Source organism: Pelagibacterium xiamenense, from assembly GCF_021166475.1.
GTDB lineage: Bacteria > Pseudomonadota > Alphaproteobacteria > Rhizobiales > Devosiaceae > Pelagibacterium > Pelagibacterium xiamenense.
On record NZ_JAJOYS010000002.1, the window covers coordinates 175818 to 201051 of the forward strand.

The following is a 25234-nucleotide window of genomic DNA, read 5'->3' on the forward strand; positions in this document are numbered from 1 at the left end:
GCGTTCTACCCTGCCGCGCTGGCGCATGTCCGGCGAAAGCCTTTCTGCTCTCGCGCCCCGGACGCGCTAATGATTTCGCATCGCCGGCATGTTCGATCCGGCGCGTGTTTAGGCTAAGACCTTAGGGGCGAGCGCTTAAAATGCCCTTACCGGATCGCTTAAAACGAACCGCGAGTGCGCGCCTATTCGCCCACAATCTGGGGCAAGTTTTCGAAACCGGTGTCCGGCACCTCTGGCGCAGCGGCACCGTCCGGCTCCGCAAGCCGCACAGTCAGCTCCTGCGCGCGGGCCGACGTCATTTCAGCCATGACGGGCCCAAGTTTGCGCGGGTTCATCGCCTGGCCGACGCGCACGAGGACGTCCATATCGAGTTCATCGAAAATCCGCGCCGCGTCCTTGGCCCGCATCGCCTCGTACATGGCGACCACGGCGGTGAACTGTGCGTTTTCCTCCGCCTCCTGCGTATCGACCATCGCGTTTATCCGCGCTTCGACTGCCGCAAGCTCGCTCATGCGCTCTTCGACTCGCATTTCGGCCGCCTCGACCACCGCGAGCCGATCATCGAGTTCCGCCGCCAAAGCTTCGAGTGCCGCACGGCGCTCGGCCAGGCGTTGCAGGATCAGCGCCTCGGTATCCTCGGCGGCGCTTTCGAGCGGGCGGGCCTCGCCGCTGCCGGAACTCTCCATAATGGAGATGTCCTGGTCCGCGTCGCTGTCGGGCGTGGATTGGAACATGGCCGCAGCAGCGGCTTCGGCCGCAGCCAACTCTTCGGCGCTAAAGGCATCCTGTCCCTCGGCGTCGTCGGCCTCGCCCCCGGTCGCCATCTCCGGCGCCGCATCCTGCGCGCTGGCAACCTGAACGCCCGTCAGCGTATAGCCGCCCCCCGTCACCAGCCCGACCGTCTTGAGAACGAGCAGAGCCGATGCCGCAAGTACGACGATGGGCAGCAGGCGAATGGATCTCACGCGGCGGTCTCCCGGCGGCGTTGATGTTCGGCGAGCGTTTCGAGCGCGGACTTCGCGCGATTGGGCTCGACCCGGTGCCCGCCATGGCCGCGCGCGGCTTCGGTGATCTTGGAAATCCGGTCCATCACCGCCTGTCCGGCGTTGACGTGATTGGCCAGTTCGATCGCGAACCGTTCGGCGTCGTTGAGCTTCTGGTTCAGCATCTCGTCCGTTTCGATCGCCGTCTGCTTGAGCCCCTTGATCGCGCCATTGGCCATGTTGGTGGCCTGAACCAGATCCCCGATCATCTGCTGGAGCGCCGCCCGGTCGGCGTGCAGCTTCTTCAGCCGTCGATTAAGCAGAATGCAATATCCGATTGTCGTCGCGAGAAGAACCGCAACCGCTGCCTCGATGACCAGCCCCATCGGCAATCCCGTCATCACTTCTTCTCCTCTTTTTCTTCCATCGCCTCGAATGCAGCCATCGTGACCTTGGGCGGGTTGAGCGGCCGCGTGACGCGCACCGAAACATTGTTGCGGATATGCCCCATGACCGCCTTGGTGAGCTCCACGTCCCCGCATCGGAGCGTCACCGCGTCGGTGGGCTTCATATCGAAAAGGATCGTCTCGCCCTCGCTCAGGTTGAGCACGCGCGAGAGCGGCAGATCGAGTTCGTGCAGCACGGCCTCGATCTCGGTATCGGCGGAGTAGATTTCCGTCGCCAGATGCCCTTCCCAGATCGGATCGCGCCCGAACTTCTCGCCCATATACATCTGGAGCAATTGCTCGCGGATGGGCTCGATTGTGGCATAGGGCAGAAGGATCTCGACCTTGCCGCCGCGATCGTCCATGTCGATGCGCAGTTCGACGAGGATCGCCGCGTTGCCGGGCCGCGAAATCGCCGCGAAACGCGGATTGGTCTCCATCCGGTCGAGTTTGAAATTGACCTGCCCAAGAGGCTCGAAGGCCTTGTGCATATCATCGAGAATGTGCTCGATCATCCGCCGCGCCAGCGCCATCTCGATCGTCGTATAGGGCCGCCCCTCGACGCGGATCACGCTTTGCCCGCGCCGCCCGCCCAAAAGCACGTCGATCATCGAATAGATGAGCGCGCTGTCGACGGTCAGAAGGCCGAAATTGTCCCATTCCTCGGCCTTGATGACCGAAAGGATCGCCGGCAGCGGGATCGAATTGAGATAGTCCCCGAACCGCACCGACGAAATCGAATCCAGCGACACCTCGACGTTGTCCGAGGTGAAATTGCGCAGCGTGGTCGTCGAAAGCCGCACCAGCCGGTCGAATGCGATTTCGAGCATCGGCAGGCGTTCGTAGCTCACCAGTGCCGAGTTGATCAGCGCCCGCACGCCCGAAAGCTCGACATTCGAACTCGCCGAGGCGTCAAAACCCAGAAGCGAGTCGATTTCGTCCTGATTGAGCACCCGGTCGTCGGAGTCCGAATTCCCGGCCTCCGCCTCGAGCATGGCGGCCCAGTCTTCGCTCAATCCGCTGTCGCCATCAGGATCCGACATGTCGCCTCCTACTGAACGAGGATTTCTTTAAACAGGACATTCTCGACCGTCGCGGGATAGACCGCGAGGTTGATCCGCCGCTGCAATTCTTCCTTGAGCCGGTAAATACCCGCCGAGCCCTCGAGATCGCTGCGCCGCAGTTCACGCAGATAGACCTGGAACGCGTCCATCACCCGCGGCAGGCGCGGTTCAATGACCGGGATCATGGACTCGCTTTGAACTTCGAGCGCGATGGAGAGCTTGAGAAATTCCGCCGCCTGCCCGTTGGTGTTGAGATTGACCGTGATCTCCGGCAGGTCATAGAAAACCGAGGTCTGGCTTTCCGCACCCGCCACCGCCGCAGGCTGTCCACCGCCCGTTCCCATGAGGAAGAACGCCCCCGCCCCGGCGGCAAGCAGCAACCCAATGGCGGCACCGCCGATCAGGAGCAGCCGTCCCCGCCCACTCTTGGGCGCTTCGTCCTGGACGCCGTCTTCTTCATTTTCGGTAACGTCGGTCATAAATCGATCCGAATCCCCTATAATTCCGGGGCTTTCCCCGCATCTCCAGCTAATCCCGGCGTGGTTAACGAATAGTTACCAATCACCTTAACCCGGCAGGTTTTACCCGGCAGCTTTTGCCGCTGCGTTAACTATATTCCGCCCGCCCTTCATATCGGATTCAGCGCAAAGCATTGATTTTATTAAATTTATAAGTTTGGCACGGCGCATGCATTGCTCCTGTCGAGCGTTACGGCTTGGGGAAGTCGGCCGCTCGATGAAAAACGGGGAAACGCGCAATGCTACAGAACGCGCAACTGATCGGGCTATCGCGCCAGATGGCGCTCCAGCGCCAGATGGATGTCGTGGCCAACAACATGGCCAACATCAACTCGACGGGCTTCAAGGGCGAAAGCATCCTGTTTCAGGAATACGTAATGCCCAAAGCCCTCGACCGGACCTTTCCGGGCGGCAGTCAGACGCTGAGCTACGTCCAGGACTGGGCGACGATGCACGATTTCGCCCCCGGCACCTTGGTCCGGACGGGCAACCCGCTCGATGTTGCGCTGGAAGGCGAAGGTTTCCTTGCCGTCCAGACGCCCCAGGGTGAACGCTGGACACGCAACGGCGTTCTTCAGATCAACGCCGAAGGCGTGCTGATCAACCATAGCGGACATCCCGTCCAGTCGCAGGGCGGCGGGCAATTCCTGTTTGCCGCCGACGAAACCGACATCACCATCAATGAAGACGGCACCGTGTCCTCGAGCGCCGGACTCAAGGGACAGCTTCGTATCGTCGAATTCGCCAATACCCAGGAACTGAACCGCCATGGCGACACGCTGTTTTCCGGCGGCACACCCCAGGTTGCCGAGGCGACCACCGTCATTCAGGGCGCGACCGAGCGCTCCAATGTCACCGGCGTTGCCGAAATGTCCGAAATGATCCGCATCACCCGCGCCTACACCTCCCTGGCCGATCTCATGCAGCGTCAGGACGAACTCCGCCGCAGCGCCATCCAGCGCCTCGGCGACATGCAGGCTTAATGGAGCGATCTCGCGAAAGAGTGGGCCTCACTCTTTCGGTTCGAGAGCGCGACCACTGACACACTAAGGAGCGATCCACATGCAGGCACTGTACATCGCATCGACCGGCATGGCCGCGCAGGAGCGGAACGTCGAAGTTCTCTCCAACAATATCGCCAACATGCGCACCACCGGCTTCAAACGCCAGCGCGCGGAATTCCAGGACCTTCTTTACCAGACCTACCGCCGCGCCGGCGCCGCGACATCCGACACAGGCACGCAGGTCCCGGTCGGCATCGAAATCGGTTCGGGTGTCCAGGTCGCCGCCACCTCACGCCTTATGAGCCAGGGGAGCGTGGCGCCGACCGAACAAAGCCTCGACCTCGCCATTTCCGGGGAAGGTTTCTTCATGATCGAACTGCCCGACGGTGAGACCGCCTATACCCGCGACGGCACATTCCAGCGCGACGCCAATGGCCAGCTTGTCACCACCGAGGGCTACGCAGTCCAGCCCGGGATCATCATCCCGCAGGACGCCACATCGGTTTCGATCAGCCGCGACGGCCTCGTCGAGGCCTATATCAACGACGCAACCACGCCCGTTCAGCTCGGCCAGATCCAGCTGGCGCGCTTCGCCAATAAGGCCGGCCTCGAATCCATGGGCGAGAACCTCTTCCGCGAGACGCCCGCCAGCGGCGAGGCCCAGATCGGCGCTGCAGATGCCGACGGCATGGGCCATCTCATGCAGGGCTACCTCGAAAGCGCCAACGTAAACGCCGTCACCGAAATGGCCGACCTGATCGCCGCCCAGCGCGCCTACGAAATGAACGCGCGCGTCATCTCGGGCGCCGACCAGATGCTCCAGGCCGCCGCCCAGGTCCGCTAGGACACGTGAAGGAGAACCGCGATGTTCGCTTCGACCCTCAAATGCCTCGCCCTCGCCGCTGCCATCGCGGCCACGACGACGCTCGCCTACGCCGATCCGGTCCTGCGCGGCGATGTCACGGTCACCTCCGAGCTCGTCACAGTCGGTGACCTCTTTGCAGGGGCCGGACTCAAGGCCGAAACCGCGATCTTCCGCGCCCCGGCGCCCGGCACCACCGGCACATTGGGCATCGACGACGTCGCCGCCGCTGTCGAAGGCGCCGGCATCACCGAGTTTGACCCCGCGGGGCTGACGTCCATCAAGGTCACCCGCGCCGGCGTCGCGGTCGACCTGCCTCTCCTTAGCGATCTCATCGCCGCCGATCTTTCGAGCCGCGGCATCCTGAGCGCCAACATGAACATGGACATCGCGCTCGATCGCCCGATTCCGCAGATCGTTGCCGCCGACACCGCGCGCCCCGCAAGCCTCACCATGCTGCGCTATATGCCCGGCTCCTCGACCTTCTCCGCCCGCTTCAATGTCTCGGGCCTGTCCGAGCCGCTCGATATCGAAGGCCAGATCCAGCTCATGATCGAAGCCCCGCACCTGCGGCGCAGCCTTCCCGAGGGCACCATCCTCGGCGCCGATGACGTCGAGTGGCGCATGGTCCCGCTCGCTTACGCCGAAACGACCGGCCTCGTCTCGCTCAATGAAATCGTGGGCAAGCAGCTCCAGCGCCAGATCCGTGCCGGCGTCGTGCTGCGCCCTAACGACATCTCGGCGCCCGAACTGATCGGCCGCAACCAGAACGTCACCGTGCTCTACCAGGAAGGCGCGCTGACCCTCACGACCCGTGGCCAGGCGCTCAATTCCGCCAGCCTCGACGAGCCGGTCAGCGTCCTCAACACCATGACCAACAAGGTCTTGCAAGGCACCGCAACGGCCAATGGCATGGTCCTTGTTACCGGCGGCAATCCACAGATCGCCGGACTTTAGCTTCACGCATGCTGCGCTTGGGGAAGCGTGGCCCACATCAAACGGGAAACACTAAAATGAACCGCATTTTCAAACTCGCGACCGGCCTTCTGCTCGTCACGTCGCTCGCTGCCTGCGCCACCACCGATCGCCTCTCGCGCATCGGTGAAGAACCGCCACTGACCCCGATCACCGACCCGACGGTCCAGGCCGGCTACCGCCCGGTGACCATGCCCATGCCCGCCGCCGAGCCCGCGAGTTACCAGCCCAATTCCCTGTTCCGCTCCGATGCCACAGGCTTTTTCCCGGACCAGCGCGCCCGCCAGATCGGCGACATCCTGACCGTCAACGTCACCATCGACGACAGCGCCCGGATCGGCAACCAGACCACTTCCACCCGCTCCTCGAGCAACGACATGGGTGTGGGCGGCGTGCTTGGCTCGGTCTTCAACAGCGTCGCGCCCGACGAGGTGTCCGCCGACGCCGCCATCGGAACGACCTCCGGCGTCTCGAATGCGGGCAACGGCTCGGTAAACCGCTCGGAACGCATCACGACGCAGGTCGCCGCCGTCGTTACGCAAATCCTCCCCAACGGCAACCTCGTCATCGAGGGCCGCCAGGAAGTCCGCGTCAACTTCGAGGTCCGCGACCTCATCGTCGCCGGCATCGTCCGCCCCGAGGACATCGCCTCCAACAACACCATCGACTCCTCGAAGATCGCAGAAGCGCGCATCGCCTACGGCGGCCGGGGTCAGATCACCGACGTCCAGCAGCCGCGCTACGGTCAGCAGGTCCTCGACGCGATCCTGCCTTTCTGATCGGGCGGCCGCCCCGGCCGCCCCAATCCTCCCCAGATCCGCCGCCGATCCCCCAATTCGCGGCGCCGGATCTCCCCGGCCCGGCTTCCCCGCCGGACCGAAAAGAGAAGGGGCGCGGCGTTTTCCCGGCCGCGCCCCTTTTTGCGATGCAACGAAGCGACGCCTAGGCGGCCAAGCGCCCGCTAGTCTTCGTCATCGTCATCATCATCATCATCATCGTCATCATCGTCGTCATCATCGTCGTCGTCGTCGTCATCATCGTCGTCATCGTCGTCTTCGTCTTCGTCTTCGTCATCATCGTCATCATCGTCGTCGTCATCGTCTACGTCGTCATCGTCGTCGTCGTCGTCGTCATCGTCGCCATGATCATCGTCGTCCTCCCCGTGGTCATCATCCTCGTCGTCCAGCACACCAGATCGCAGCAGAGCTGCCGTAGAAGCGCCGTTTGATGCTTCGTGAGCGATCGCAAGTCCCTCGCCGGCGGAACACCCCGCAACCTCCTCGACCCCGAGAAGTTGCGCGATCGTCCGCGGGCGGCAGTCGCCATCGTCCGCAATGGCCAACGTTGGAACCGCCAGAGCCAGCCCCGCGGCGACGAGCGTGTATTTGAGCTTAATCATCGAATTGCATTCCTTCCCTGGACCATGTCCCACGCGGACACCCTTCTGCACTGTCTAGGCACAGGCATTTAAATTCATGACAATGAGTTAAATAGAATGCCACGCATATCGCGGGTGCGATCCCTACGGGGAAGCCATTCCGCCCAAATCGGCAATTCTGTGCTCGAGAAACCGGCGCTCCGGCCCCTGTTGGCATAGCGCCAGCGCGCGCTCGAACGAACCCAGAGCCTCTCGTTCCCTCCCCATCCGCACCAGCATATCCGCCCGCGCTGCATGGGCCAGGTGATAATCCGCCAGAGTGCCATCCTCGAGCAGCGCGTCAATGAGCGCCAGCCCATCGCCCGGTGACTGCGCCATCCCCACCGCCACCGCCCGATTCAAATCCACGACCGCCGAGGGTGCCGCCCGACGCAAGACATCGTAAAGCGCCACGATCTGGCCCCAGTCCGTGTCCTCTGCGCGCTCCGCCTGCGCATGCACCAGCGCGATCGCAGCCTGCAGCGTATAGGGCCCGATCTGCCGTGTCGCGAATGCCCGCTCGACCAGATCCCCGCCCTCCGCAATCAACTCGCGCCGCCACAGCCCTCTGTCCTGATCGGCAAGAAGGACCACCTCCCCCGCCGCGCTCGTCCGCGCAGCCCGCCGCGATTCGTGCAGCAGCATCAGCGCGAGCAGCCCCATCGCCTCGGCATCGGGCAAAAGCGAAACCAGCAGCCGCGCGACACGTATCGCTTCATCGGAAAGATCGACGCGCGTCAGGCTCTCCCCCGAATGCGCCGAATAGCCTTCATTGAAGACCAGATAAATCACCTTGAGCACCGCATCGAGCCGCCCGGGCAGATCCGAATGCGCAGGCACCTCATAGGGTACATTTGCCGACCGTATCCGCGCCTTGGCGCGCACGATCCGCTGCGCCAGCGCCGGGGGGCGCATCAGGAACGCGCGGGCGATCTCCTCGGTGGAAAGCCCGCACACCGTCCGCAGCGTCAGCGCCACCTGCGCCTCGGGCGAAAGCACCGGATGGCAGCAGGTAAAGATCATCCGCAACTGATCGTCCGCGATCTCGTCCGGCTCCACCCCGGCCTGCGCCTCCGCCTCTTCCTCGATCTGCCGCGTCAGCTCCGCTTCGGCGGCATCGAACCGCGCCCGCCTGCGCAATTTGTCGATGGCCCGGAACCGCCCCGCCGAAACCAGCCACGCGTATGGGCTCGCCGGCACCCCATCCGTTGGCCACCGGTCGGCGGCCGCCAGAAACGCATCGTGCAGCGCCTCTTCGGCGAGGTCGAAATCGCGCAAGAGCCGGATGAGCGTCGCCAGCACCCGACGCGAATGCACGCGCCAGGCCTCTTCGATCACGCCGTTCCTGGCTGCCGCAATCATCGCCCCCTCACGCGGGCATCTCGACCACCATCGTCGGCCGCACCTCGACCGCCCCGATCTTGGCCATCGGGTCACCCTTGGCGAGTTCCACCGCGTGGTCGATATCCCGCGCCTCAACGAGGATGAACCCCGCGACCTGTTCCTTGGTCTCCATGAACGGCCCATCTGTGACGAGCGCGTCCCCGCCCCGGACACGCACCGTCCGCGCCTCCTCTGGCCCCTTGAGCGCCTGCGCCATGACAAAGACGCCTTTTTCCGCGAGCTCCGCATCATACCCAAGGCATGCGCGATCAAGCTCTTTCCAATCGGCATCGCTCATCGTCGCGATGACGTCCGAGTCGAGCAGCACAAGGCACATGAACTTCATTCCGGAATCCTTTCCAGCGTATCGACGGGCCGCACCTCGACCGACCCCACCCGCGCAAGCGGCATCCGCCCGGCGAGCTGGATCGCCTCGTTGAGATCCCGCGCCTCGACGAGAAAGAAGCCTGAAAGATGCTCCTTGGTCTCCATGAACGGCCCGTCGGTGGTCGCCAGCGTCCCGTCCCAAGCCCGCACCGTCACGGCTTCGTCAGGCATCTTGAGCGCCTCGGAGACCACATAATGCCCGCTCGCGCGCAATTCGTCGTCGTAGTCGAGCATCCGGTTGGTGAAGCTGTCGCGCTCTTTCTGCGTCATCGGCGCGAATTTGGTCTCATCGAGATAGATCAGAAACATGTACTGCATCGGCCCGCCCTTCTTTCGAGACAATGTTGACCACACCCCTTGTCGATTGGGGAGCACGCTTTTCGACAGCGCAGGAACTTTTTTCCCGGACCTGTCGATCGGCGCCCGCCTGGTTCGACCAGTCGTACACATCATTTGCGATTGGAGATTGAGAGATGTTCGATATCGTGTTGGCTGCCGCGGTCACCCACCTTGGCGCGGCGCGGCGCGGGACCGATTGGGTGTACGAGCCGCCCGCGCATATTCTCCTGCGCCTTGCCGCGACCTTTGTCCTGATCGGCGGCTTTTACGCCGTACTCGAATTTGGCTCGCGCGCCCCCGCGGAAATGCCGCCGGCCGACCTTCCAATCGCCAGCGCGCAACGCTAAGACGGAAGCAGTGACCGTCCCGGAGTATCCCCATGTCCTTCGCAAAGCTCGAAGCCCTTGGCAAAAGGCTCGAATCCATCGAGCACGCCATCGCCATTCTCTCGGCCGACGAAGCGACGAACATGCCGGTCGGCGGCGGCGAAAAGCGCGCCGAAGCGCTGGCCTACCTCTCGGGCCTGATGCACGAAACGTCCACCGCCCGTGAGGTTGGCGACCTCATTGCGGCCGCCGAGGCCGAGGATCTCGAGCCCGACCACCGCGCCGCCGTCGCCGAGTTCCGCCGCGTCTATACCAACGCCACCTGCCTGCCCTCCGATTTCGTCCGCCGCCAGACCGAGACCAATATCCGCTCCGAACAGCTCTGGCGCGACCTTCGGGCCAAGAACGATTGGGCAGGCTTCGCCCCGGCGCTCGAAAACGTCGTCGCGCTCGCCCGCGAGGAAGCCGCCATGCGCTCCGATGCGCTCGGGCTTGACCCCTACGATGCGCTGATGGAGCAATACGATCCGGGTAACCGCACGCGCGAGATCGATCCCGTTTTCCAGACGCTCAAGGACTTCCTCGTCGATTTCGTCCCGCAAGCGCTCGCCGCCCAGGACGAGCGTCACGCCAAACGCCCCCTCAAGACCGTCACCGGCCCCTTCCCGATCGAACACCAGCGCGAACTCGGCCTCTCGATGATGGCCGCGCTCGGCTTCGATTTCACCCACGGCCGCCTCGACGTCTCCCACCACCCGTTCTGCGGCGGCGTCCCGACCGACGTGCGCATGACAACCCGGTACCGCACCGACGAGTTTCTCTCCGCGCTCATGGGGGTCCTGCACGAAACCGGCCACGCGCTCTACGAGCAGGGCCTGCCCAAGCAGTGGGGACACCTGCCCTTGGGCAAGGCGCGCGGCATGGCCATTCACGAAAGCCAGTCGCTCTTTGTCGAATGTCAGCTCGCCCATGCGCCTGAATTCTGGGTCTGGGCCATGCCGCAGGTTTCAAAGCATCTGGGCGATGCGGCGCTCGGCGGCTGGGAGATCGAAGATGTCGTCGCCTCGGTCAACAGGATCGACAAGGGCCTCATCCGCGTCGACGCCGACGAGGTCACCTACCCCCTCCACGTCATTTTGCGCTACGAGCTCGAACAGGCATTGATTGGCGGCGAACTCGAAGTCGCCGGCATCCCCGAGGCCTGGGACGCCAAGATGATGGAATATCTGGGCCTTTCTACCCTCGACAATCCCGCCGACGGCCCCATGCAGGACGTCCACTGGCCCGTCGGCGCCTTCGGCTATTTCCCCTCTTATACCCTCGGCGCCATGATCGCCGCCCAGCAATGGGCCGCAATCGAAAGGGCTCACCCCGACGTTCTTGACGAGATCGCCGAGGGCCGCTTCGACACGGTCAACGCCTGGCGCCGCCAAAACATCTGGCAAAACGCCTCCCGCTATTCCACCCCCGAGCTCCTCGAAAAAGCGACCGGAAGCCCCCTCGACCCGCAGATTTTCATCGCGCATCTGAAGCGGCGGTATCTCTAAGAGCCCGTTATGAACCCCGGCGGCAACCCATACCAAGGAGATGCCATGCGCCCCCTACGCTATTCCATCAACATCACGCTGGACGGCTGCTGCGATCATAACGCGGCGGTTGCCGACGAAGAGCTGCACCGCCACGCGACGCAGAGCATCGCCGAGGCCGACGCCCTCCTCTTTGGCCGGGTCATCTACCAGATGATGGAGGAGGCATGGCGAGCACCGGCGCAAACCGGCGTTGCGCCCAAGTGGATGGACGGCTGGATGCTCCCCTTCGCCCGGACAATCGACGCGGCGAAGAAATACGTCGTGTCGGACACCCTCGAAAGCGTCGACTGGAACGCCGAGCTAATCCGCGGAAACGATCTGGAAGCGACCGTCAAAGCGCTCAAGAAGGAGCCGGGGAACGGGTTGTTCGCTGGCGGCGTCAAATTCCCGCTGGCCTTGGCGGAACTGGGGCTGATCGACGAATACGAATTCATCGTGCACCCCAGGCTCGCCGGCCACGGCCCGACCATATTCGCTGGGCTGACCAAATATATCGACCTGGAACCCGTAAGCCGGCATCAGTTCGCCTCGGGCGCGATGGTGTTGCGCTATGCGCCCGTGACGTAGCGACCGGGCGTCGAAGTCCGATTGAGTATCCGGCGAAAACCGAAACTTATCCCCGTCCCTGAAACGTCACCTATGATGCTTCCCACGGACCCGCTTTTATGGGCGCGAGCGCAACGAACGTTTGGGCGGGACCGGTCCGGGTCCGATGGGAGTCGTCCCAGCGGAGGCCCAAAGCGGACAGAGGCCGGACGGGGATTGATTTCCCCGTCGCACCGGGGAAACCCGGAGGGGCACCGAACGGTTTCCTTTTAACGGGAAACGGTTACGACAAACCCCAGCCCGGGACGCCGCCACAAGCCAAAAACCCCGGATGTATGCGGCGAGACGGGTCTCGCTATTTTATATTCAGTATGAGGCGCGTCTCGCCCCATACCGTCCACGTTATCTGACACCGGGGCTTAAAGGCCGCCGGAGGCTTCCGCGCGCCGTGCCCTACCCCTTGATCAGCCGCAACAGCACCAGAAGGATCACCGCGCCGATCGTCGCATGCACCACCGCCGCCAGAAACCCCGTGCCCAGGCTCACGCCAACGAACGGAAACAGCCACCCTGCGATTACCGCGCCGACTACGCCGACCACCATGTTCCCCACGAGCCCGAACCCGCCGCCATGCACCAGCTTCCCGGCAATCCAACCCGCGATCACGCCGACGATCAGAAAGATCAAAAGACTCTCAATGCCCATTTCGACCTCTTAATTCACTAATTCTGAACTAAATCCAGACACACTACTCGATAGTCGAAGTAGTCGATTCGCCAAAAGTTACCAAAACCTTGCATACGAACTTGTCCGCATGCCCGAATTTGGCCATAGTCCCGCCGGCCGCCACCCGGCGGCTGTGAAGATCACAGGGGGACATTGAAGATATGCCGGCTCTTCCCGGGCGCAAGCAGACTCTGCGCCGGATTTCGACACTTGCTGCCTGCTCCACGGCAACCCTTGTATTGGTCGCTTGCGGCGGTGCGGGCGGTGGTGGGAGCGGGAGCGGCTTCACGGTCCCCGATCCTGTAAATCCCTTCTCTGATTCCGCATCGAATGCGTGGGTAACGTCAAGCGACGCGACGAACTTCAATCCGATCGAAGCCGGCAATTGGTTCAATTCCGCGGCATATGCCTTCATCAACAACGATGGAGGTTCGCCGACTGCAAGTGAGTTTTATGGCAACGCATTCGCTGACGGGCCTTACAACGGCAATGCATACAAAGTCGTGCGCCTCCACACCGCGCACGGCGCTGGTCTGTCTGGGGCAGGCCTCTATGTCGCCATCGTCGACGACGGCTTTCGCACCACACACGAGGTATTCAACGGGAAAATAGGCAGCGCCTATGGTGGCTCCGTGGTTATTGCAGACCACGGAACGCACGTCGCCTCACTCATCGGCGCCAATCCCAATACTTCCGACATGGTTGGCGTAGCTTACGGCGCCAACCTGCACCTGACCTCCACCGAATACACAGGCGTCGACCCTTCCGTTCTCGCCCTGGCCACCGCCGAGGCCGCAAGCCTCAACGCGGTAGCCCAGAACAATAGCTGGGGCTACACCGCGCCGGGCGGAGGCGAACTGCTCCTTCAGGACGTTCAGGAGTATATGTACGACAACAATATAAGCTCCGCCGCCACAGCGCTGACTGCGTTACTCGGCTCGTCAAACAGCAATTGGCAGGCTTACTTCGACGCGCTCGAAGACTTTCAGGATTCGGGCGTCATTGTATGGGCCCTCTCCAACGACAGCGCCCTGAACGATGCCGACGCGACGGCCGGTCTCGCCGTTCTCGAACCGGACCTGCAAGGCGCCTGGATAACCGTTGCAAACGGCCTGTTCGATCTCGACAGCAATCTAAACATCACCGACGCCGCCCTCATCTCTGCCCCTTGCGGACAAACGGCACAGTTCTGCCTCACCGCCAGCGGAACGACCTTCGCGGCGTCCGGCGATTCCGACACAAGCTACGAGGCGGGCACCGGCACCTCCTACGCCGCCCCCATCGTCACCGGCGCCGTGGCACTGATCGCCGAAGCCTTCCCCTCGCTCTCGCCCGAGGAATGGACAAAGCGCCTCCTCGCCTCGGCCTATAACGACTTCAACGAATTCACCGAGGACGGCATCACCGATTTCGGCAATGGCGTTGAAAAATACTATTCCGAAACTTGGGGCCAGGGCGTCCTCGACCTTGAAGCGGCTCTCAGCCCCATCGGCTCCGTCTCGCTCATTAACGGCCGCGACGTCCAGTCCGGCTCCCGTCACGCCCTCTCGAGTTCCCATCTCGACACCGGCGGCGCCTTCGGGGATAGCGTCACGCGCGCGCTTTCGGGCACCGACATCGCCGTCTTCGACGCGCTCAACGGCGACTTCTATATCGACGGCAGCCTTCTCACCCGCGACACCACCGCCAGTACCGCTGATTCAGCGGCCATCCCGCGGCTGGGCACGGATGACGTCGATAAGCTCGACCTCGGCGCATGGGGCCTTGCCGCAGGCGATGAGATCGCCTTCGAGGATCTGGGCTATTCCTTCGGTTTCGCCGCCGTGGGCGGATCGGAATATCTCCAGGGTACGCTGGGGCTTTCGAGCGAGAACGTCGACAACGCCTCGGTCCTCTCGCTGGCCAACGACACCACCGCTGTCTACGGCCGCCTCGACATGGGCTTTGCCGATTTCGAGCATTACGGTTTCATCGGCACGCACGACAACGCGGAGAACGCCGCCCTTGCAGGCGTCGGCGGCGCCGTCGCGTTCGATTTCGACGCGCTCGAACTCACCATCGGCGCCGCGCAGATGTCCGAGCGGGGCGGCTATCTCGGCATGACCGCCTCCGAGGCCTTCACTGACACGCAAGAGACCGCCATCAGCGCCCTGTCCCTCGCCGCCTCCACGGGCCTCACAGAAAACTTCACGCTCTTTGGCGGCATAGAATACGGCGTCGCGTCCGGCACCGAGGGATCGGGCTACGTATCCGATCTTGCATCCGCCACCTTCTCGGGTTTCCAGGTGGGTGCGCAGGCGTCCAACCTCTGGCTTAATGCGGATCGCCTCACCCTCACCGCCTCCCAACCGCTGCGCGTCGAAACAGGCACCATGAGCATGGAGGTCCCGGTCGGGCGCACGCCCGGCGGCGAGATCCTCTACGACACGGTCACCGCCGACCTCGCCCCCTCGGGCCGCCAGCTCGACCTCGGCGTCTCCTACGCCTTCGAGCCCAACCCCGACGGCATTTTCGAACTCGGCTTCGTCTACAGCCTCGACGCCGGCCACATCGCCGGCGAGGAAGCCGCCGCCATCGGCGCGACCTTCAAGCAGGCGTTCTGAGCCACCCGCCAGGGGCGGACCGCCGGCCCGCCCTTGACTTCCCCGCCTCCGTCCCTATCTTTTCGATCATCCGAAACGCAAACAGGATGTGTGCCGCACGCAATGGATTTCCACCCGACAGCAAGCCTCTTCCGCCCTGTCATCCGGGAAATCCGCACCCATGCCTTCCATCACCGTTTCGAACCTCTCCTGGTCCACGCCTGACGGCCACACGCTTTTCGAAAATCTCGATCTCGCCTTCGCCCCCCAGCGCACCGGCCTCATCGGCCGCAACGGCGTTGGCAAATCGACGCTTCTGAGCCTGATCGCCGGGACCCTCGCGCCTCAATCGGGCGCAATCGCCCGCGACGGCACGCTGGGTATACTGCGCCAGAGCGTTCGCCCCGAAGCGGGCGAAACCATCGCCTCGCTCTTCGGCACCACCGAGGCCCTTGCGCTCCTCGAACGCGCCGAAGCCGGCACAGCGAACACCGATGAACTCGCCACCGCCGACTGGACCCTCGAGGCACGCATGGCCGTCGCCCTCGATAAGCTCGGCCTTTCAGCCACACCGCAAACCCCGCTTTCGACACTCTCGGGCGGCCAACGCACCCGCGCCATGCTCGCCGCGCTCATTTTCGCTGAGCCCGATTTCATTCTCCTCGACGAACCCACCAACAATCTCGACCGGGATGGTCGCGACGCCGTCATCGCCCTGCTCGCCGCCTGGCGCGGCGGCGCCGTCGTCATAAGCCACGACCGTGAACTGCTCGAAACGATGGACCAGATCGTCGAAATGACGACCCTCGGCGTCACCGTCTACGGCGGCAACTGGACCCACTACCACGAACGCAAGGCGATCGAGTTGGCGTCAGCCCGGCACGACCTCGCCACCGCCGAACGCCGCATCGCCGAGGTGGACCGCAAGGTTCAGGAAACGCGCGAACGCAAAGCCCACAAGGACAGCACCGGAAGACGCAGGCGCGCCAAGGGCGATACGCCGAAAATCCTGCTCAACGCCATGCGCAACAAGGCCGAAAACACCAGTGGCGAAAATGCCCGCCTCGCCACCCGTCAGCGCGAAGACGCCGCCAAACAGGCCGCCGAGGCCCGCGAAAAGATCGAAGTCCTGGACCCTCTGGCCGTCGCGCTGCCCCCGGCCGACCTCCCCCGAGGCAAGACCGTTCTCCAGCTCGCCGCCGTCTCCGCGGGTTACGACCCGGACACGCCGGTCATCCGCGATTTCTCCCTCGAAGTCACCGGCCCCGAGCGCATCGCCGTCACTGGCCCCAACGGCTCGGGCAAGACGACACTCCTCAAGCTGATCACCGGCGACCTCGCGCCGTTCTCCGGCACCATCCGCGTTCCGGCAAGGCTCGCCCTCCTCGACCAGCAGGTCGCTCTTCTCGAGCGGACCCAAACCATCCGCGACAACTTTCGCCGCCTCAACCCGCAAAGCACCGAAAACGCCTGCCGCGCAGCCCTCGCCCGCTTCCGTTTCCGTGCCGACGCAGCACTCCGGACCGTCGACAGCCTTTCGGGCGGCCAGATGCTCCGCGCCGGCCTCGCCTGCACACTTGGCGGCCCAACCCCGCCACAGCTCCTCATCCTGGATGAGCCAACCAACCACCTCGACCTCGACGCCATCGAGGCTATCGAAGCGGGGTTGAAGGCCTACGACGGCGCCCTCCTCGTCGTCAGCCACGATCGCCCCTTCCTTAAGGCCATCGGCATAGAACGGGAAATCACGCTCGGCGGATGATGCCTACCCCTCCGAATAAAGCTCCACGATCTCCACCCGCCGGTTCTGCGCCCGCCCCTCTTCGGTGCGATTGGTCGCGACCGGCGCCACCATGCCGGCGCCTGCGGGCGTCAGCCGCCCCGCCGCAACCCCGTATCCCGACACCACCGCGTCAACCACTGCCTGAGCCCGCCGCTGCGAAAGCCCCAGATTATAGTCGAACGCCCCGATGGAATCGGTATGCCCCACGATCACCACGTTCAGGCTCTCGTTCTCAGACAGAAGCCGTGCCAGTTCGGCAATCTGCGCATCGGACTCCGGCAGGAGATCGGCGGAATCGAAGTCGAAATAAATCCCGTAGATCGCGATACGTCCGTCCTGCGCAAACGCTTCCTCCATCGCTGAGGCTTCAACAAACCCGATCTGATCGGTATCCATTGCGTCGCTTTCGACGACCGTGACCGCCACATGCGGCACAACTGCCGTACCCGAACCGGTCTCGACCGCAAGCATCCCCACGTGAGCGCCCTTGGTTCGCGCAAAAAGGTAGATCGACTTGTCCCACGTCGTCGGCATCCCGATCCCGCCGCGCGCCGCATCCCAGAGCGCGGACATACCGCCGCGTTCGAGACAGTCCTCCCGCACGCAGAACACTACCGTTTCGAACCCGTTCCCTTCGAGCGCCTGCTGATAGTTGCGCATCACTTCAAGGGCCGACCGCCCCTCGGGACCTTCATACCGGATTGAGGTGACTTCCCCAGCAAGATCCACGGTCCAGCCCTCGGGCTCACGCTCTTGGCCAGCCGGCACAATCCGGTCCGGCAGCGCAATCTCGTCGTAAGCGCGCTGTTCGAAAGCGACGATCTGCGAACCCTGATAGCGCCCAACGAGCGGATGGTCACCGCTACCCGCAATATCCTGCGCCAATGCACCTGCCGCCAAAAGCGAAACCAGACCCGAAAGAACGACCGCCTGGATGTACGGAATCATCGTCATCTCCCCTCGCCCTCACGCCGCTCCCCGGCGCAGCGCGATCCTATAACTCCACGGCAATTTTCGGCAACCCTGCGATGCACCGAAACAAAAAACGCCCCGCCGGAACAAACCGACAGGGCGCGCAACTATTTTGGCTCGAGAGCAGGGATCAGTCGTCCCGATAAACCTTCTCACGCCTCTCGTGCATTTCCTGCGCTTCGAGGCTCAGCGTCGCGATCGGCCGGGCATCGAGCCGTGCCAACCCGATAGGCTCGCCGGTCTCTTCGCAATAGCCGTAGCTGCCGTCGTCGATCCGCTTGATCGCGGCATCGATCTTGGCGATCAGTTTGCGCTGGCGGTCGCGGGTACGCAGTTCCAAGGCCCGGTCGCTTTCCGAGGAGGCCCTGTCGGCCATATCCGGATGGTTCGTGCTCTCTTCCTGGAGATTTTCGAGGGTCTCGCGGCTTTCGCGAAGGATTTCGTCCTTCCAGGCCTCGAGCTTGTTGCGGAAATATTCGCGCTGGCGGGGGTTCATGAACTCCTCGTCCTCGGAAGGACGATAATCGTCAGCTAGGGCATCAACCGACATCGATAGACTCACTCCCGGTAAGACCATAGGTCGGCGCCTATATAAATTTATGCGCAATCCAGGGCAACCGGCTTTTCCGGATGAGCTTAATTTACTGGTGAAAGTCACGGAACTGTTACACTCGGACTTGAGCCAGGTCGCGCCGGATTGTAATGCGCCCGCCGACTTTTCCATGAGCCGACACCCACACACCTAAAAAGACGGATACTTCCCCAGCTTCGCCAATTCCACGCGTACCCTCAGCTCGATATCGGCCACCAGTTCGTCGAGCCCGGGCTCGGAATGCCTCTTGGCCTGTCCCAATAGCGCCATGGCCCGGTTGAGCTTGCCCTCGCTCACGCGCCCGGCCAGAAGGTCGGCGCGAATGTCCTCGAGTGCGTCGAGCAGGCTGTTGGCGCGCTTGATCGCCTTGCGCCGCCCCGTCGTCGCATCGTCAACCGCCTGCAACGCCAGAAGGGCATCGATACCGCCCGCCGAATGCGGGGCCGAGGTCGGCGCCGCACGCTGGCCTGGCTGGTTCTCGTCGATCGTAAACCGTGCACCGGTATCCTGCCCCCGGTTCGTACCAGGCTTGCCGGGGCTCGAAACAATCCGTCCTGTCCCGTCGATCCGCATCCCATGCCCATCGGTTAACAAACTCTGACCGGCAGATTTTGCCCATGAACGTTAATATTGCCTTAACCACCCGGCAACTCCTGCCCGACCCCGCGCCGCGAACAATCGCAGTGTTGGAAAAAGGTGCGCAATTTCAATGTATTAACGCAACCGGTCAAAACTGGCACGCTTTTCGCTACCTAAGCGCCGAGACCACGCGAACCCTTGGGGAAGGCGTTCGCACCGCATAGGGAATCGGGGAAAGAACATGTCGCAACCGCTCGTTCGCATCGCGCTGACAGGCCTCCTGGCCTTATCCGCCGTGCTGGCGCCGCTGGCATCGGCGCAGGCCGCGCCCGCACGCATCAAGGATATCGTCGACATCGAGGGCATCCGCGACAATCAGCTTGTCGGCTATGGCCTCGTGGTCGGCCTTAACGGTACGGGCGATGGGTTGAACAATTCGCCCTTCACCCGCCAGAGCCTCGTTGCCATGCTTGAGCGCATGGGCGTCAACACCCGCGGCGAAAGTATGCGTACTGCCAACGTCGCTGCCGTCATGGTCACAACCAACCTGCCCCCCTTCGCGACCCAGGGCACCCGCGTCGACGTCAACGTCTCGGCGCTGGGCGACGCTTCGAGCCTGCAGGGCGGCACACTGCTCGTCACGCCCCTGCTCGGCGCCGACGGCGAGGTCTACGCCATCGCGCAGGGCCAGGTGATCGCCAATGGCTTTTCCGCAGAAGGCGACGCCGCCACCGTCATTTCCGGCGTCCCCACCACCGGCACTGTCTCCTCTGGGGGACTGGTCGAGCGCGAAATCAATTTCTCCCTCGCCGCCCAGAATTCCTTGCGGCTCGCGCTCAAGAACCCGGACCTGACCACCGCCCGCCGCATCGCCCTGGCCATCAACGACCTCATCGGCATGCCCGCCGCGATCCCCGCCGACCCGGCGACTGTCCGGCTCACCCTGCCGCACAACTTCAACGGCAACATCGTCGACCTGCTGACCGACGTCGAGCAACTCGTCGTCCAGACAGACCAGGCTGCGCGCATCGTCATCAACGAGAATTCCGGCATCATCGTCATTGGCCGCGACGTTCGCGTCTCCGCCGTTGCCATCGCCCATGCCAATCTCACCATCACCATTGCGGAGAACCCGCAGGTGGTGCAGCCCGAACCCTTCAGCTTGGGCGAAACGGCGGTGGAGCCCAACACCCAGATCGACGTCCTCTCCGACGAGCGCCAGCTCGCCGTTGTCCCGGAATCGATTTCCCTGCAGGAACTCGTCGACGGCCTCAACGCCCTGGGCATCAGTCCGCGCGACCTGATCGCGATCCTTCAGGCCATCAAGGCCTCGGGCGCCCTCCAGGCCGAGATCGAGGTGATCTGATGGACGCAATCGCCTCCCGCCCCCTCGCCCTCGACGCCACCGACCAGCCCCGGATCGACCGCCTTCGCGAAAAAGCCGAAGAACTTGAGGGCGTGTTTCTTAACACCCTCGTCTCTGAAATGTTCAAGGGCCTCTCGACCGACGAGAGCGGCTTTGGCGGCGGCCACGCCGAGGAAACCTGGCGCGGCATGCTCTCCGAGCAATACGCCGCCGAAATGGCCAAGGCCGGTGGTATCGGCGTCGCCGATCAGATCCTCGCCTCTCTGGCGCAAGACCAACAGGCACTCAATGTGCCGATCAATCACGCAATCGGAGCCTATCAACGATGACCGCAGCCGAACGACTTGCCGCCCTGGAAAATCTCGATGCGGCAACTCTGTGCGATAGGGCCGAGACCGCGCTTTCGGCGCTCGTCGAGGTGATGAACCGCGAAACCACATACCTGCGCGCCGGCCATATGAGGGAGGCCTCCGCGCTGACGGCGGAAAAGACCCAGCTTGCACAGGACTATGTCACCATCGCCCGTGCCGTTCAGCGCGCGTCGGACCGCCTCAAGGCTGAAGCGCCCGCGCGCGTCGAGGCGCTCCGCCGGGGTCACGAGGCGCTCGCCACCCAGATGGCCGAAAACCTGCGCGTCCTGGCCACCGCCAAATCGGTCACCGAAAGCCTGCTCGGCGAAGTCGCGCAAAAAATGCAGCAATACGATACGCCCAGGACCTACGGCGCCCCTGGCCCTGCCACCAAAAAGACGCCGACCTCGGCCAGCGGCCTGTCGATCAATAAGGCGCTGTGACGCGCATTCCCGTCTCATTTTAAGACAAATGGAGCGAAATTCGTAACCGGCCACTCATTGCCATAAGCAGATACTGCCCGGCAAATTTTGCCGCATGCGGCGCAAAGTGGTTAATAAATGGTTGGTTCGATTTCACTGCTGCAGGGCCCTTTCGGTGTCGCCGCATCGACGCGGCGACCCAACCCCAAACCCGGCACACAAGGCATCGCCCCGGTAGCCGCAGGCGTTGGCGCCAGCCTCGATCCGGCGACCCGGCGCATGGCGGGCGCACCTTCGCCCCTGCCACCCGATCTTGAGCAAAATCAAGAACCTATAGGCACGGTCGAACCCGCGACGCTGTTCGAAGTTAGCCGCCTGGCAGCCGCCCTGCTCCCTGCGGATCCACAGGCGCACACCGCTCCAAATCCCCGGAGCGAACCCTGGACACCACCCCAGTCCAGCCTTGCCCTTCGCGACCGCCGCGTATAACCGCAATTCGTTAATCCGCCCCCTCCCGGTCACCGTTTGTTAACCTTTCGGTAGCAACTGGCGCGGCACACTATGGTTAACAGCTCGCTAACCGGGCTGATTCTGTTCACGCCGAACCAAGAAGAGAACCGCCATGTCCTCCGACGTTTCCCTGTCGAAAGCCGTCCGCTCCAATCTGCTGCACCTGCAGAACACGGCAAAAATGATGGACCGCACCCAGGAGCGTCTTGCCACCGGCCTCAAGGTGAATTCGGCGCTGGACAACCCCACCAACTTCTTCACCGCGGCCTCGCTCAAGGGCCGTGCCGCCGATATCGGCACCCTGCTCGACGCCATGAGCAACGGCATCCGCACCATTGAAGCGGCGGACAATGGCCTGTCGGCGATCACCAAGACGATTGAGTCCATGCAGTCTACGCTGCGCCAGGCGCGGCAGGACAAGTCGTTCCAGACCCAATCCTACACTCTGGGTGCCGGCTTTGCCGCCGCCGACCAGATATCCTTCTCGGATGGCGCGGTGGGCGCGACACCGGTCGGCGTGGATCTGACGACGTCCCAGGGCGTATTGACGGGTGCAGCTTATACCGATCTTGATTTCGACAATGGCGGCGTCTTTGGCGAAACGCTCACCTTCGATATCGCCACAAATGGCGGCACGGCATCCAGCGTCACCGTCGAGGCCGTCGACGCAGATACTCTGCGGGTATCGATCAACGGCAACACCTACGATACCGACGTCGCTGACACCAATGCCGTGACCGGAGACGAGCTCGCCACTGCGCTCAACACGGCGTTTGCAGGTGAAGACGTCGGTGTCACGACCGATTTCGCTGGCGGTGCCATGGAATTCACGGCCGATGACGCCACCGGCAGCAGCGACGCAGCGGTTACCGTGTCCAACGTTGCCGCATCCGGCGCGCCTGTTCTGACGGCGAGCTTCGGCTTCAACGCTGGTGGCACCGCCTCGACCGCCAACACGACCGACCGGACCGTCGACCAGCTGGTTACCGCGATCAACGCCAATGCCGACCTCGACGACAAGGTCCGCGCGTCCAACGACAACGGCAAGCTCCGCATCGAGAACCAGTCGACGAGTGCCCTCTCCGTTACCGGCGCCAACGACGGCACGATCGATGCCAGCGCTTCGGTAAGCGAAATCGACGGCAACGACATTCGCGCCAGCCTCGCCCGCCAGTTCAACGAGTTGCGCACCGAGCTCGACCGCGTCGCCGACGATGCCTCCTATAACGGGGTAAACCTCCTGCGCGGCGACCAGCTCAAGATCGTCTTCAACGAGTCCGGAACCTCCACCATCGAGATCGAGGCCAAGAACGCCAAAGGCGAGGCCCGCGCGATCAACGTCTCCAATCTGGGCATCCTCGAGGTCGACCCTGAGGATCTCGACGCCGATGAAGACATCGACACTCTGCTTGCCAATCTCCAGGTTTCGCTCAACGAAGTCCGCGCTCAGGCGTCCGATTTGGGTTCAACGCTCTCGGTCGTTCAGAACCGCGAGGATTTCACCAAGGAGATGATCAACACGCTCGAAACAGGCGCGTCGAACCTCACCCTCGCCGACTCCAACGAGGAGGCCGCCAACATGCTCGCGCTCCAGACCCGCCAGCAGCTCTCCCAGACCGCTCTTTCGCTCGCCAGCCAGGCCGATCAGGCGGTCCTGCGGCTCTTCGGCTAACCCAGGCCACATCTCCGATCGGCAAGGCGGGCTACAGGCCCGCCTTTCTCTTTGCCGGCAGGCTCGATTGTACTGCAGCAAAGCGCTTCAGGCCCCGTTAACCTTCCGCTTGCGGCACCAGCAGGTGCGGGCGCAATTCGTCAATTCAAAGAACGGCTTTAACTTTTCTTTAGAGCCTCCCGCCGCAGTGTCGGCGCAGTCGTCTCAGGATGAGGCGCTTCGCATACGATCCTAGAAGGGGATACTGATGTCTGATATCACGCTTTCGAAAGCGGTTCGCTCGAACCTGCTCTCCCTCCAGAACACTGCCGACATGATGTCCGCGACCCAGACCAAGCTGGCGACCGGTAAGAAAGTCAATTCGGCTCTCGACAACCCCACGAACTTCTTCACCTCCTCGGGGCTTAACGCCCGCGCCAGCGACATGAACGCGCTTCTGGACTCCATGGCCAATGGTATCCAGACGCTCGAAGCCGCTGACAACGGTCTTTCCGCCATCACCAAGACGCTCGAATCGATGCAGTCGACCCTGCGTCAGGCCCGTCAGGACAAGTCCTTCGAGACCACGTCCTACGCAATCGACGGCGCCGACCTTGACGGCACGGAAACCATCTCGTTCAGCGGCGGTGCCGTTGGCGATACGGCTGTTGAAGTTGACCTGACCCAATCTCAGGGCACGTTCACCGGCACCGGCTTCTCCGCGCTCGACTTCGACAGCGCCGCGGATAATTCCTACGCCGGCACGCTCGATTTCGACGTTGCAGTCGACGGCGGCACGGCTCAGTCGGTTGCCATCAGCGCGGTCGATGCCGACACGCTCAGCATCACCGTTGACGGCGGATCCGCGACGACACTCGATGTCGCCGACGTGGAAGCTGTGACCGTTGATGAACTCGCTGATCTCGTCAACGCCGCATTCGATGCCAACGACGTCGACATCACCGCTTCGGTTGATGGTGGCGAGCTCGTTCTGACGGCGGACAACGCCGCAGATTCGTCGACCGCGTCGGTTGCCGTCTCGAACGTCGCTGAAACGCTGGCCGGCGCTTCGGACTCCGGCCTTGCCGGCGGTGCCGAAAGCCTCTCGAACACCGAAGCCAAGTCGGTCGACGCTCTTGTGACCGCGATCAACAACAACGCCTCGCTCGATGGTGCTATCCGTGCCTCGAACGACAACGGCAAGCTCCGCATCGAAAACCAGTCGACGCAGGACCTGACCGTGACCGGTGTTGACGGCGACGGCGAAATCGACGGTGAAGCGGGCACGAGCACGATCGAAGGCAACTCTGTCCGCGCCGGCCTGGCCGATCAGTTCAACGAACTGCGCGACCAGCTCGACAAGATCGCTGACGACGCCTCGTTCAACGGTATCAATCTGCTGCGTGGCGACAACCTGCAGATCACGTTCAACGAGACTGGCACGTCGGAAATCAACATCCAGACCGAGAATGGCGAGACCATCAACTCGGGCAATCTGGGCGTTCCGACCACGCTCGAAGCCGCTGATCTCGACAGCGACACCAACATCGACTCGATCCTTTCCGATGTGAAGTCGGCCCTCAACGAGGTCCGGTCGCAGTCCTCGACCTTCGGCTCGAACCTCTCGATCGTGCAGAATCGTCAGGACTTCACCAAGAACATGATCAACACGCTGGAGACCGGCGCGTCCAACCTCACCCTGGCCGATGCCAACGAGGAAGCCGCCAACCTTCTCGCCCTGCAGACCCGTCAGCAGCTGTCCTCGACCGCTCTGTCGATGGCTTCGCAGGCCGACCAGGCAGTGCTCCGTCTCTTCTAAGAATAAGAAGAGAGATCATCATCGATGGATTGGGGCGGGCCAG

26 protein-coding genes are annotated in these 25234 nt (G+C 63.2%); 14 read left to right on the forward strand and 12 right to left on the reverse strand.

Features of this window, described 5'->3' with window-relative positions; all coding sequences use genetic code 11:
- Positions 1-182: 182 nt before the first annotated feature.
- The 4 genes from LSG43_RS08840 to LSG43_RS08855 are packed head-to-tail and all read right to left on the reverse strand — an operon-like array spanning position 183 to position 2972.
- Positions 183-965 (reverse strand): MotE family protein, encoded by a 783-nt coding sequence (locus LSG43_RS08840; RefSeq protein WP_231803213.1) that lies wholly within the window; start codon positions 963-965, stop codon positions 183-185.
- Positions 962-1384 carry a DUF6468 domain-containing protein gene (locus LSG43_RS08845; protein ID WP_231803215.1) on the reverse strand — a complete coding sequence of 141 codons (423 nt, stop codon included), beginning with the start codon at positions 1382-1384 and terminating at the stop codon, positions 962-964. Before LSG43_RS08845 ends, LSG43_RS08840 begins: the two co-directional genes overlap by 4 nt.
- Positions 1384-2472, reverse strand: a complete 1089-nt coding sequence (gene fliM, locus LSG43_RS08850; protein ID WP_231803218.1) for a flagellar motor switch protein FliM — start codon at positions 2470-2472, stop codon at positions 1384-1386. The genes LSG43_RS08845 and fliM overlap by 1 nt, the downstream gene beginning before the upstream one ends.
- An 8-nt stretch (positions 2473-2480) precedes the next feature.
- Positions 2481-2972, reverse strand: coding sequence for a flagellar basal body-associated FliL family protein (locus LSG43_RS08855; RefSeq protein WP_231803220.1), 492 nt, complete (start codon positions 2970-2972; stop codon positions 2481-2483).
- A 278-nt stretch (positions 2973-3250) separates the two neighbouring features.
- Here LSG43_RS08855 and flgF point away from each other — a divergent pair, with 278 nt between their 5' ends.
- From flgF to flgH, 4 genes are all read left to right on the forward strand, one after another.
- Entirely contained in the window at positions 3251-3994 is a 744-nt protein-coding gene (gene flgF / locus LSG43_RS08860; protein ID WP_231803222.1) for a flagellar basal-body rod protein FlgF, read from the forward strand.
- A 79-nt stretch (positions 3995-4073) separates the two neighbouring features.
- A complete protein-coding gene (flgG, locus tag LSG43_RS08865) occupies positions 4074-4859 on the forward strand; it encodes a flagellar basal-body rod protein FlgG (protein ID WP_231803224.1) in 786 nt (261 codons plus the stop codon).
- A gap of 21 nt (positions 4860-4880) precedes the next feature.
- Positions 4881-5834 carry a flagellar basal body P-ring formation chaperone FlgA gene (gene flgA, locus LSG43_RS08870; RefSeq protein WP_231803226.1) on the forward strand — a complete coding sequence of 318 codons (954 nt, stop codon included), beginning with the start codon at positions 4881-4883 and terminating at the stop codon, positions 5832-5834.
- Between the two features lie 56 nt (positions 5835-5890).
- Positions 5891-6631, forward strand: a complete 741-nt coding sequence (gene flgH, locus LSG43_RS08875; RefSeq protein ID WP_231803228.1) for a flagellar basal body L-ring protein FlgH — start codon at positions 5891-5893, stop codon at positions 6629-6631.
- A gap of 182 nt (positions 6632-6813) precedes the next feature.
- On the opposite strand, the gene LSG43_RS08880 is transcribed toward flgH, so the two are convergent.
- The 4 genes from LSG43_RS08880 to LSG43_RS08895 all read right to left on the reverse strand — a co-directional run bounded on the left by LSG43_RS08880 (position 6814) and on the right by LSG43_RS08895 (position 9357).
- Positions 6814-7251: a hypothetical protein gene (locus LSG43_RS08880; RefSeq protein ID WP_231803230.1), complete on the reverse strand. Its 438-nt coding sequence runs from the start codon at positions 7249-7251 to the stop codon at positions 6814-6816.
- Positions 7252-7374: 123 nt separating this feature from the next.
- Entirely contained in the window at positions 7375-8631 is a 1257-nt protein-coding gene (locus LSG43_RS08885; RefSeq protein ID WP_231803232.1) for an RNA polymerase sigma factor, read from the reverse strand.
- Between the two features lie 7 nt (positions 8632-8638).
- Complete coding sequence (locus tag LSG43_RS08890) at positions 8639-8998, reverse strand: YciI family protein (RefSeq protein WP_231803234.1); 360 nt, start codon at positions 8996-8998, stop codon at positions 8639-8641.
- On the reverse strand, positions 8995-9357 hold the full coding sequence (locus LSG43_RS08895) for a YciI family protein (RefSeq protein WP_231803236.1): 363 nt from the start codon (positions 9355-9357) through the stop codon (positions 8995-8997). Before LSG43_RS08895 ends, LSG43_RS08890 begins: the two co-directional genes overlap by 4 nt.
- A gap of 155 nt (positions 9358-9512) precedes the next feature.
- Here LSG43_RS08895 and LSG43_RS08900 point away from each other — a divergent pair, with 155 nt between their 5' ends.
- The 3 genes from LSG43_RS08900 to LSG43_RS08910 are packed head-to-tail and all read left to right on the forward strand — an operon-like array spanning position 9513 to position 11860.
- Positions 9513-9725 (forward strand): hypothetical protein, encoded by a 213-nt coding sequence (locus LSG43_RS08900; protein ID WP_231803238.1) that lies wholly within the window; start codon positions 9513-9515, stop codon positions 9723-9725.
- A gap of 32 nt (positions 9726-9757) precedes the next feature.
- Entirely contained in the window at positions 9758-11251 is a 1494-nt protein-coding gene (locus LSG43_RS08905) for a carboxypeptidase M32 (RefSeq protein ID WP_231803240.1), read from the forward strand.
- Between the two features lie 45 nt (positions 11252-11296).
- The gene (locus tag LSG43_RS08910) at positions 11297-11860 is read left to right on the forward strand and encodes a dihydrofolate reductase family protein (protein ID WP_231803242.1); all 564 of its coding nucleotides are present in this window, start codon (positions 11297-11299) and stop codon (positions 11858-11860) included.
- Between the two features lie 432 nt (positions 11861-12292).
- Here LSG43_RS08910 and LSG43_RS08915 read toward each other — a convergent pair whose 3' ends face one another.
- Positions 12293-12544 (reverse strand): GlsB/YeaQ/YmgE family stress response membrane protein, encoded by a 252-nt coding sequence (locus tag LSG43_RS08915; RefSeq protein ID WP_231803245.1) that lies wholly within the window; start codon positions 12542-12544, stop codon positions 12293-12295.
- Between the two features lie 182 nt (positions 12545-12726).
- Here LSG43_RS08915 and LSG43_RS08920 point away from each other — a divergent pair, with 182 nt between their 5' ends.
- Together LSG43_RS08920 and LSG43_RS08925 are read left to right on the forward strand one after the other, a co-directional pair.
- Positions 12727-15168, forward strand: coding sequence for a S8 family peptidase (locus LSG43_RS08920; RefSeq protein ID WP_231803247.1), 2442 nt, complete (start codon positions 12727-12729; stop codon positions 15166-15168).
- Positions 15169-15328: 160 nt separating this feature from the next.
- A complete protein-coding gene (locus LSG43_RS08925; RefSeq protein WP_231803249.1) occupies positions 15329-16909 on the forward strand; it encodes an ABC-F family ATP-binding cassette domain-containing protein in 1581 nt (526 codons plus the stop codon).
- 3 nt (positions 16910-16912) lie between these two features.
- Here LSG43_RS08925 and LSG43_RS08930 read toward each other — a convergent pair whose 3' ends face one another.
- The 3 genes from LSG43_RS08930 to LSG43_RS08940 form a co-directional block, all read right to left on the reverse strand.
- Positions 16913-17884 carry an OmpA family protein gene (locus tag LSG43_RS08930; protein ID WP_231803251.1) on the reverse strand — a complete coding sequence of 324 codons (972 nt, stop codon included), beginning with the start codon at positions 17882-17884 and terminating at the stop codon, positions 16913-16915.
- A 148-nt stretch (positions 17885-18032) separates the two neighbouring features.
- Positions 18033-18452: an RNA polymerase-binding protein DksA gene (dksA, locus tag LSG43_RS08935; RefSeq protein ID WP_231803253.1), complete on the reverse strand. Its 420-nt coding sequence runs from the start codon at positions 18450-18452 to the stop codon at positions 18033-18035.
- Between the two features lie 192 nt (positions 18453-18644).
- Complete coding sequence (locus tag LSG43_RS08940) at positions 18645-19067, reverse strand: flagellar assembly protein FliX (protein ID WP_231803255.1); 423 nt, start codon at positions 19065-19067, stop codon at positions 18645-18647.
- Positions 19068-19314: 247 nt separating this feature from the next.
- On the opposite strand from LSG43_RS08940, the gene LSG43_RS08945 reads away from it, so the two are divergent.
- The 5 genes from LSG43_RS08945 (at position 19315) to LSG43_RS08965 (ending at position 25191) form a co-directional block, all read left to right on the forward strand.
- Complete coding sequence (locus tag LSG43_RS08945; RefSeq protein WP_231803257.1) at positions 19315-20439, forward strand: flagellar basal body P-ring protein FlgI; 1125 nt, start codon at positions 19315-19317, stop codon at positions 20437-20439.
- Positions 20439-20768 (forward strand): rod-binding protein, encoded by a 330-nt coding sequence (locus tag LSG43_RS08950; RefSeq protein ID WP_231803259.1) that lies wholly within the window; start codon positions 20439-20441, stop codon positions 20766-20768. Before LSG43_RS08945 ends, LSG43_RS08950 begins: the two co-directional genes overlap by 1 nt.
- On the forward strand, positions 20765-21232 hold the full coding sequence (locus LSG43_RS08955) for a hypothetical protein (RefSeq protein ID WP_231803261.1): 468 nt from the start codon (positions 20765-20767) through the stop codon (positions 21230-21232). The genes LSG43_RS08950 and LSG43_RS08955 overlap by 4 nt, the downstream gene beginning before the upstream one ends.
- A gap of 601 nt (positions 21233-21833) precedes the next feature.
- A complete protein-coding gene (locus LSG43_RS08960; protein WP_231803263.1) occupies positions 21834-23393 on the forward strand; it encodes a flagellin N-terminal helical domain-containing protein in 1560 nt (519 codons plus the stop codon).
- Between the two features lie 247 nt (positions 23394-23640).
- Entirely contained in the window at positions 23641-25191 is a 1551-nt protein-coding gene (locus LSG43_RS08965; RefSeq protein WP_231803265.1) for a flagellin N-terminal helical domain-containing protein, read from the forward strand.
- Positions 25192-25234: the final 43 nt, after the last annotated feature.

What these genes read in the sequence shown, in the direction of transcription:
- LSG43_RS08925 (WP_231803249.1), top strand. Translation starts at nt 15,329, where the DNA reads ATGCCTTCCATCACCGTTTCGAACCTCTCCTGGTCCACGCCTGACGGC.
- LSG43_RS08965 (WP_231803265.1), top strand. Translation starts at nt 23,641, where the DNA reads ATGTCTGATATCACGCTTTCGAAAGCGGTTCGCTCGAACCTGCTCTCC.
- flgG (WP_231803224.1), top strand. Translation starts at nt 4,074, where the DNA reads ATGCAGGCACTGTACATCGCATCGACCGGCATGGCCGCGCAGGAGCGG.
- LSG43_RS08900 (WP_231803238.1), top strand. Translation starts at nt 9,513, where the DNA reads ATGTTCGATATCGTGTTGGCTGCCGCGGTCACCCACCTTGGCGCGGCG.
- LSG43_RS08910 (WP_231803242.1), top strand. Translation starts at nt 11,297, where the DNA reads ATGCGCCCCCTACGCTATTCCATCAACATCACGCTGGACGGCTGCTGC.
- LSG43_RS08940 (WP_231803255.1), bottom strand. Translation starts at nt 19,067, where the DNA reads ATGCGGATCGACGGGACAGGACGGATTGTTTCGAGCCCCGGCAAGCCT.
- LSG43_RS08845 (WP_231803215.1), bottom strand. Translation starts at nt 1,384, where the DNA reads ATGACGGGATTGCCGATGGGGCTGGTCATCGAGGCAGCGGTTGCGGTT.
- LSG43_RS08890 (WP_231803234.1), bottom strand. Translation starts at nt 8,998, where the DNA reads ATGAAGTTCATGTGCCTTGTGCTGCTCGACTCGGACGTCATCGCGACG.
- LSG43_RS08950 (WP_231803259.1), top strand. Translation starts at nt 20,439, where the DNA reads ATGGACGCAATCGCCTCCCGCCCCCTCGCCCTCGACGCCACCGACCAG.
- LSG43_RS08930 (WP_231803251.1), bottom strand. Translation starts at nt 17,884, where the DNA reads ATGACGATGATTCCGTACATCCAGGCGGTCGTTCTTTCGGGTCTGGTT.
- LSG43_RS08880 (WP_231803230.1), bottom strand. Translation starts at nt 7,251, where the DNA reads ATGATTAAGCTCAAATACACGCTCGTCGCCGCGGGGCTGGCTCTGGCG.
- flgA (WP_231803226.1), top strand. Translation starts at nt 4,881, where the DNA reads ATGTTCGCTTCGACCCTCAAATGCCTCGCCCTCGCCGCTGCCATCGCG.
- LSG43_RS08945 (WP_231803257.1), top strand. Translation starts at nt 19,315, where the DNA reads ATGTCGCAACCGCTCGTTCGCATCGCGCTGACAGGCCTCCTGGCCTTA.
- LSG43_RS08955 (WP_231803261.1), top strand. Translation starts at nt 20,765, where the DNA reads ATGACCGCAGCCGAACGACTTGCCGCCCTGGAAAATCTCGATGCGGCA.
- LSG43_RS08960 (WP_231803263.1), top strand. Translation starts at nt 21,834, where the DNA reads ATGTCCTCCGACGTTTCCCTGTCGAAAGCCGTCCGCTCCAATCTGCTG.
- LSG43_RS08885 (WP_231803232.1), bottom strand. Translation starts at nt 8,631, where the DNA reads ATGATTGCGGCAGCCAGGAACGGCGTGATCGAAGAGGCCTGGCGCGTG.
- LSG43_RS08920 (WP_231803247.1), top strand. Translation starts at nt 12,727, where the DNA reads ATGCCGGCTCTTCCCGGGCGCAAGCAGACTCTGCGCCGGATTTCGACA.
- LSG43_RS08905 (WP_231803240.1), top strand. Translation starts at nt 9,758, where the DNA reads ATGTCCTTCGCAAAGCTCGAAGCCCTTGGCAAAAGGCTCGAATCCATC.
- LSG43_RS08855 (WP_231803220.1), bottom strand. Translation starts at nt 2,972, where the DNA reads ATGACCGACGTTACCGAAAATGAAGAAGACGGCGTCCAGGACGAAGCG.
- LSG43_RS08915 (WP_231803245.1), bottom strand. Translation starts at nt 12,544, where the DNA reads ATGGGCATTGAGAGTCTTTTGATCTTTCTGATCGTCGGCGTGATCGCG.
- flgF (WP_231803222.1), top strand. Translation starts at nt 3,251, where the DNA reads ATGCTACAGAACGCGCAACTGATCGGGCTATCGCGCCAGATGGCGCTC.
- fliM (WP_231803218.1), bottom strand. Translation starts at nt 2,472, where the DNA reads ATGTCGGATCCTGATGGCGACAGCGGATTGAGCGAAGACTGGGCCGCC.
- LSG43_RS08895 (WP_231803236.1), bottom strand. Translation starts at nt 9,357, where the DNA reads ATGCAGTACATGTTTCTGATCTATCTCGATGAGACCAAATTCGCGCCG.
- dksA (WP_231803253.1), bottom strand. Translation starts at nt 18,452, where the DNA reads ATGTCGGTTGATGCCCTAGCTGACGATTATCGTCCTTCCGAGGACGAG.
- flgH (WP_231803228.1), top strand. Translation starts at nt 5,891, where the DNA reads ATGAACCGCATTTTCAAACTCGCGACCGGCCTTCTGCTCGTCACGTCG.